We start from the raw sequence: 3,473 nt of genomic DNA on the forward strand, positions 1-3,473 counted from the left end.
GCCAGGTCAAGCACTGGCGAGAACGGCACCATCCGGATTTCCAGGTCAGCATCAATAAATCGCCCGTCCAATTTCACTATGAAGGCGAGAATCATACCGCCTGGCTCGATTATCTGCGGCAACAAGGACTGCCCGGACACAGCATCGTCGTCGAAATCACCGAGGGCATCATGCTGGATGCGAACACGGCCATCACCGATCAATTGCTTGATTTCCGCGATGCCGGCATACAGGTATCGATCGACGATTTCGGCACCGGTTACTCGTCGCTGTCCTACCTGAAAAAATTCGACATCGACTACCTTAAGATCGACCAGTCATTTATCAGCAATCTGGCGCCCGGCTCCGAAGACATGGCGCTCTGCGAGGCCATTGTCGTCATGGCGCACAAGCTCGGCATCAAGGTGATCGCAGAAGGCGTGGAAACGGCCCAGCAGCGCGACCTGCTGACCAGCATCGGCTGTGACTTTGGGCAAGGTTACCTGTTTTCAAAACCATTGCCGGCTAATGAATTTGAAAAGCTGCTTGAAACCGTTTAAGAGACGGGTATAAAACTCCAAGATAACCGGGTAAAATTTTGCTGTTGTTTAACCCGGCATTTCGGCCTTTGCACAACTTGCCGCCGTCGATAACGCACTCTTGGGTAAAAGTGTCTTGAATGGATTATTGATTTATCGCTGGACTGATGTACTAGGGCTTGTTGCCCTAGCGCTTGTATATGCGCTGCTTGCCTTTATCGTGCTTGTTTACTTTTCTGTAAACGGCATGGTTTCCGTCATATGGCCGCCCAGCGGCCTGGCGCTTGCTACGCTGTTGATCGGCGGCAGGAAATACTGGCCCGGCATTTTTGTCGGCGCTTTCATCGGCAGCCTGATGGCGGGCAGCCCTGCCTGGGCGTCGCTGTTCATCGCGGCCGGCAATACGCTGGAGGCGTTTGTCTGTCTTTGGCTGCTGTCTCGGCCGGGCCGCTTCAATTCCGCACTGACTCATCCCCGCGATTATCTTTGGCTGATGCTGACGGCTGCTGCCGGTGCCAGCATCAGCGCATCGGCTGTCGCTACGGCTTTGCTGTTGACCGGACTCCTGACGCAGCAAACGATGATGCCGAACCTGCTTCATTGGTGGATGGGCGATATGCTTGGCATCATTCTGGCAACACCGCTGATTTTGGTATGGCGCAGAATGCCTCGCGGCTGGTTCCAGCGCCAACGTGCATTAGAAACCGCGAGTTGTTTCGGTTTGTCTTTTATGGTTGGACAGATCGTATATATGGACTGGTTTCATGACAGCCTGGGCGATTTCCCGAAAGGCTTTCTGATATTTCCCTTCATTACCTGGAGCGCTGCCCGCTTTGGCCGTCACGGCGTCTTGCTGGTCATCGGCATGACGGCGCTGCAAGCACTGCAGGGCGCGATGAACGGCATCGGTTATTTTGCCACAGACATTGCACAAACAGGACTGGTCAATTTATGGCTTTATCTGTTCGTGCTGACAATAGTCGGCATGACACAGGCCTTGACCATTTCCAGGAGCCGGGAAAGCGAAGCCGCGCTGCGCACCAGTGAAGAGCGCTGGAAATTTGCGCTGGAAGGCGCCGGCGATGGCGTATGGGATTGGAACTTCCAGACCGGCGAAGTCTTCTTCTCCGAGCGCTGCCATGAAATACTGGGATTTGCCGACAAGGAGCGAAAGAGCCAATACCGCCACTGGAGATCGACCATCCATCCGGAGGACTATGCCCGCATGATGAAAGATCTGTACGCGCACCTGGACGGCATGACGCTCGCTTTCAATAACGAGCACCGTGCCCGGTATCGGGATATCGGCTGGCGGTGGCTGCTGACACGCGGCATGGTAGTCAGCCGCGATGCCGCCGGCAAGGCACTGCGCATGATCGGAACGCAAACCGACATTACCGAGCGCAAGCGCGTGGAAATGGGCAATCGCTCGCGCAGTCATGTGCTGGAGCTGATATCAAAAAGCCTGCCGCTGCCGGAGATACTGAGAGCCCTGGCGCTGAGCATGGAATCGCAAAACCCTGCCATTCTGTGCTCAATCCTGTTGCTGGATGACGAGGGCAAACGTCTGTTGACGGGCGCCGCACCCAGCCTGCCGGATTTCTATACTGCCGCCATTCATGGTCTGCCCATCGGCATGGGCGTAGGTTCTTGCGGCACTGCGGCCTTTACGGGCCGGAATGTCATTGTCGAGGATATTGCCTCGCATCCCTACTGGCAACCGATTAAGAAACTGGCCGCCAGAGCCAACCTGCACGCCTGCTGGACGGTTCCCATCAAGGCCGCTGACGGCAAGGTGCTCGGCACCTTCGCCATTTACCATCATGTAGTCAAAGCACCGGCTGCCGGAGAAATCGACCTGATTGAGCAGTTTGCCAAGTTGGCGGGTATTGCGATCGAGAGACAACTGGCCAGCGATGCGCTGCGCGAAAGCTCGCAATATTTGCGCACAATCATCGAAACTTCGCCTGAGTGCGTGAAGATCATAGACCGCGACGGCGTACTGCTGTCCATGAATGCAGCCGGCCTTAAAATGATCGAGTCAGACGATGAGGCCGACGTCATCGGCCAGAACTTCTATTCTGTCATTGCCCCCGAGCATCTGGATGCCTTTCGGGAGTTAAACGAGCAAGTCTGCCAGGGACAAAAAGGCACGCTTGAATTCGAGATCATCGGCCTGCACGGCACGCGCCGCTGGATGGAAACCCATGCCGTGCCTTTTTCAGGCAAACCGGGCGATAAACTGGTCCAACTGTCGATTACCCGCGATATCACTAAAAGAAAAGAGGCTGAAGCATTGATCTGGCAGCAAGCCAATTTCGATACACTGACGGGTCTGCCCAACCGGCGCATGTTGCAGGATCGCCTGGAACAGGCATGCAAGAAATCCCGCCGTACGTGCCGGCCTCTGGCCGTGATATTCCTTGATCTCGACCGCTTCAAGGAAGTCAATGACGCGCTGGGGCACGACATGGGCGACATCCTGCTGATCGATGCGGCACAGCGTCTGCGTCACTGCGTGCGTGAAACCGATACCGTGGCGCGCCTGGGCGGCGATGAATTCACCATCATTCTGAGCGAACTGGATGATGCCGGCGTCATCGAACGTGTCGTGCACACGATTCTCAAGAAACTGGCTGAGCCGTTTCAGCTGAGAGATGAAGTGGCTTATGTGTCGGCCAGCATCGGCATCACCCTTTATCCGATCGATGGCGCCAGTTGCGATACGTTGCTCAAGAATGCCGACCAGGCCATGTACGCCTCCAAAAATCAGGGCCGCAATCGCTACAACTACTTCATTCCGTCCATGCAGGAGGCCGCGCAAAACCGCATGCGCCTGGCCAACGATTTGCGCGGCGCACTCGACGCCGGCCAGTTCAGTCTGGTTTATCAGCCCATTGTCGAACTGGCGACCGGCGTTATCCATAAGGCCGAAGCGCTGATTCGCTGGCAGCA

Annotated in this window: 2 protein-coding genes; both read left to right on the forward strand. The window is 55.9% G+C overall.

The window, feature by feature from the left end; all coding sequences use genetic code 11:
- A partial coding sequence (locus tag IT781_RS21545; protein WP_194972228.1) for an EAL domain-containing protein occupies positions 1-539 on the forward strand: 539 nt, incomplete at its 5' end.
- Positions 540-654: 115 nt separating this feature from the next.
- The coding region (locus IT781_RS21550) for a diguanylate cyclase domain-containing protein (protein WP_194972229.1) at positions 655-3,473 on the forward strand (2,819 nt) is incomplete at its 3' end.

It is taken from the genome of Methylobacter sp. BlB1 (genome assembly GCF_015476545.1).
In the GTDB taxonomy this organism is placed as follows: Bacteria; Pseudomonadota; Gammaproteobacteria; order Methylococcales; family Methylomonadaceae; genus Methylobacter.